This is a genomic window from Pseudomonas sp. ES3-33 (genome assembly GCF_000952175.1).
In the GTDB taxonomy this organism is placed as follows: domain Bacteria; phylum Pseudomonadota; class Gammaproteobacteria; order Pseudomonadales; family Pseudomonadaceae; genus Aquipseudomonas; species Aquipseudomonas gregormendelii.
Window position 1 is genome coordinate 1 of sequence record NZ_JZRI01000089.1, and the last position, 3,800, is coordinate 3,800.

At 61.0% G+C, this 3,800-nt stretch carries 4 protein-coding genes; 1 reads left to right on the plus strand and 3 read right to left on the minus strand.

The genetic code is table 11. The features are described from left to right. The 3 genes from eda to zwf all read right to left on the minus strand — a co-directional run. Positions 1–526, minus strand: a 526-nt coding sequence (eda, locus tag UB23_RS16805) for a bifunctional 4-hydroxy-2-oxoglutarate aldolase/2-dehydro-3-deoxy-phosphogluconate aldolase (protein ID WP_045060430.1), incomplete at its 3' end; no start/stop codon positions are given. 17 nt (positions 527–543) lie between these two features. Further along, positions 544–1,257 carry a 6-phosphogluconolactonase gene (gene pgl / locus UB23_RS16810; protein ID WP_045060431.1) on the minus strand — a complete coding sequence of 238 codons (714 nt, stop codon included), beginning with the start codon at positions 1,255–1,257 and terminating at the stop codon, positions 544–546. Further along, a complete protein-coding gene (gene zwf, locus UB23_RS16815) occupies positions 1,244–2,713 on the minus strand; it encodes a glucose-6-phosphate dehydrogenase (protein ID WP_045060432.1) in 1,470 nt (489 codons plus the stop codon). Before zwf ends, pgl begins: the two co-directional genes overlap by 14 nt. A 224-nt stretch (positions 2,714–2,937) precedes the next feature. On the opposite strand from zwf, the gene UB23_RS16820 reads away from it, so the two are divergent. Further along, a complete protein-coding gene (locus UB23_RS16820; protein WP_177328568.1) occupies positions 2,938–3,798 on the plus strand; it encodes a MurR/RpiR family transcriptional regulator in 861 nt (286 codons plus the stop codon). Positions 3,799–3,800 lie beyond the last annotated feature (2 nt).

Sequence of the window (3,800 nt, forward strand, 5' to 3'; positions counted from 1 at the left end):
CCGGGCTAACGCCGCCAGTCGGGCAGAATTTAACTTCGCCGAACGGACCGCCCAGGGCTTTGATCGCCGCGACGCCACCGCTGACTTCCGCCGGGAACAGCTTGAAACGGCGATAGCCCAGGCCATAACCCTCCATGATCCCGGAAGCATTGCTGATCCCCGGCAACAGTGGAATCGGGCTGTCGACACTGGCTTCCAGCAGGTCACGAGTAATGCCTGGCGTGACGATGAACTGCGAACCGGCCGCCTCGGCCGCGGCCAGCATGCTGCGATCCAGCACGGTACCGGCACCGGTCATCAGTTCCGGGCGCTGCTCGCGCAGAATCTGGATGGCCTTGAGGCCGAACTGCGAACGCAAGGTCACTTCCAGGGCAGTCAGGCCACCGGCGGCAAGGGCATCGGCCAGGGGCAGGACGTCCTGCTCGCGAGCGATGGTGATGACCGGCAGAATCCGCGCCTTGGCGCAGAGGCTGTCGATCAGGGCAACTTTGTCCGCCATGGAAACGGTCGGGGGAGTGTTTTTCATAGCGGCTGATCCTTGGCTCATGGGCACCAGTAAATCTCTAACGTAGGTTGCAGAAACGCGCGAATCGGCATGGCGCCGACATCGTCACCGGCCAATGCGGCACTCAGGGTGGTCAGCTTGGACTGACCGGAAATCGATAGAACAGTGATCTCGGCCGAGGCCAGCAGCGCACGACTCATGGTCAGGCGCTGATGCGGCACGGTCGGTGCCAGCATCGGGTAGCAGCGTCGAGTGCCATCGGCTGCCAATGCTTCAGCCAGGTTCGGGCTGTTGGGAAACAGCGACGCGGTATGACCGTCATCGCCCATGCCGAGTATCAGCACGTCGATCGGCGGCAACTCTGCCAACAGACGATCGGCTTGCTCGGCGGCCAGCTCCAGGTTCGCCGTGGCGCTGTACAGGCTCAGGAATTGCGCCTTGGCCGCCGGGCCTTGCAGCAGGTAGCGCTTGAGCAGCCCGGCATTGCTATCGGCATGCTCGACCGGCACCCAGCGCTCGTCGGCCAGGGTGACAACCACCTTGGACCAGTCGAGCTTTTGCCTGGCCAGGTTCTGGAAAAAGGCCACCGGGCTACGGCCACCGGACACCACCAGCGTCGCGGTGCCGCGAGCATCAATAGCGTCACTCAGCTGCTTGGCCACATTCAGTGCCAAGGCATCGGCCAACAGCACCGGGCTCTTGTACTCATGGGCGCTGACGCCCTGAGGCAGTTTCAAATCAGATATCGCCATACCACGACCTCCCGTCCCGCGTGATCAGTGCAATGGAGCTCATGGGGCCCCAGGACCCGGCCGCGTACGGCTTGGGCGCATCACCGGATTTTTTCCACCCGGCGATCAACTGGTCACACCACTTCCACGCGGCTTCGATTTCATCTTTACGGACAAACAGGTTCTGATTGCCGCGCATTACTTCCAGCAACAACCGTTCGTAGGCATCGGGAATCCGTGCGCTACGCCAGGTATCGGAAAAATTCAGCTGCAACGGACCGCTGCGCAGCTGCATGCCCTTATCCAGGCCTTGCTCCTTGGTCATCACACGCAAGGAAATGCCTTCGTCCGGTTGCAGGCGGATAATCAGCTTGTTGCTGATCTGCAAGCGCTGCTCCGGCGCGAAGATGTAGTGCGACGGTTCCTTGAAATGGATGACGATCTGCGACAGCTTCTGCGGCATGCGCTTGCCGGTACGCAGGTAAAACGGCACACCGGCCCAGCGCCAGTTGCGAATGTCGGCGCGCAGGGCGACAAAGGTTTCGGTGTCGCTCTGGGTATTCGAATTCGGCTCTTCAAGATAGCCCGGCACCGGTTTGCCTTCGCTGTAGCCGGCGATGTACTGGCCGCGCACCACTTGGGTGGTCAGGCCTTCCGGGCTGATCGGCGCCAGCGCCTTGAGCACCTTGACCTTCTCGTCGCGAATACTGTCGGCGGACAGGTCGGCTGGCGGGTCCATGGCGATCAGGCACAGCAGCTGCAGCAGGTGATTCTGGATCATGTCGCGCAGCTGGCCGGCCTTGTCGAAGTAGCCCCAGCGGCCTTCGATCCCGACTTTCTCGGCCACGGTAATTTCCACGTGGGAGATGTAGTTCTGGTTCCACTGGGTTTCGAACAGGCTGTTGGCAAATCGCAGGGCGATCAGGTTCTGGACGGTTTCCTTGCCCAGGTAGTGGTCGATGCGATAGGTGCGGTTTTCCGGGAAAAACTCGGCCACCGCGTCGTTGACCGTGCGCGAGGATTCCAGGTCCGAGCCGATCGGTTTTTCCAGCACCACGCGGGTATTTTCAGCCAGGCCGACTTTCGCCAGGTTTTCGCAGATGGCGCCGTAGACGGCGGCCGGGGTGGCGAAATAGGCGATGACTCGCTGGGCGCTACCGGCTTGCTCCGCCAGGGCGACGTAATCATCGGCCTTGAGGAAATCGACATGCAGGTAACTCAAGCGGGCGAGGAAACGCTCGACCACGGCTTCGTCCAGCTCCTTGGCGCCCACGTAGCGGCGCAGCTCCGTGGCGATAAACGCCAGGTGCTCCTGTTGGCTGCCCGGCTCACGGGCCAGCGCGATGATGCGCGTGTCCTCGTGCAGCAGGCCTGCACCGTCAAGCTGGTAGAGAGCAGGAAACAGCTTGCGCAGGGCCAGGTCGCCAAGGGCGCCGAACAAGGCAAAGGTGCACGGTTCAACCGTAATCGAAGGCATGATGTTGGTTCTTTTATCAAGTTAAGCTACAAATACCTTTTTTCAAGGCATCGCTCAAGAGAAAATGTAGTAATAACCACAACATTTTCGCAAAATATGGATTGCGAGTGGTGGTCAGTCGGAGCCATCAGTAGGATAGGCCACCGTCCCGGGCCTCACCAAAGGCTCAATTCGCATAGCCGAGCGGCTTTTTACAGGTGAATCAAGGAACATATATGGACCGCGTGCGAAATTTACTGGAACAGATCCAGAATCGCCTTGAAGACCTGAACAAGGCCGAACGCAAAGTCGCCGAGGTGATCCTGCTCAACCCACAGCAGGCCACCCGCTTCAGCATCGCCGCCCTCGCCCAGGCCTCGAAGGTCAGTGAGCCGACGGTCAACCGTTTCTGCCGTTCGTTCGGTGTCAGCGGCTACCCGGAACTCAAGCTGCAACTGGCCCAGAGCCTGGCCAGCGGAGCCGCGTACGTCAGCCGTGCGGTCGAGGCGGACGATAATCCGGAAGCCTATACCCAGAAGATTTTCGGCAGCGCCATCGCGTCCCTGGACAGCGCCCTGCAGGCCCTGGACCCGAACCTGATCAGCCGCGCTGTCGACCTGTTGATCCAGGCCCGGCAGATCCACTTCTTCGGCCTCGGCGCTTCAGCCCCGGTCGCGCTGGATGCGCAGCACAAGTTCTTCCGTTTCAACCTGGCCGTCACCGCCCATGCCGACGTGCTGATGCAGCGCATGATTGCGTCGGTGGCACATACCGGTGAACTGTTCGTGATCATTTCCTACACCGGCCGCACCCGCGAGCTGGTGGAAGTGGCGCGCATTGCCCGGGAAAACGGCGCCTCGGTGCTGGGCTTGACCGCTGAGGGCTCGCCCCTGGCCAAGGCCAGCACCCTGAGCCTGAATATTCCACTGCCGGAAGACACCGACATCTACATGCCGATGACCTCGCGGATCATTCAACTGACCGTGCTGGATGTACTGGCAACCGGCATGACCCTGCGCCGGGGCGTGGATTTCCAACCGCATTTGCGCAAGATCAAAGAGAGCCTGAATGCGAGCCGGTATCCGGTGGGGGATGAGTTTAACTAAGC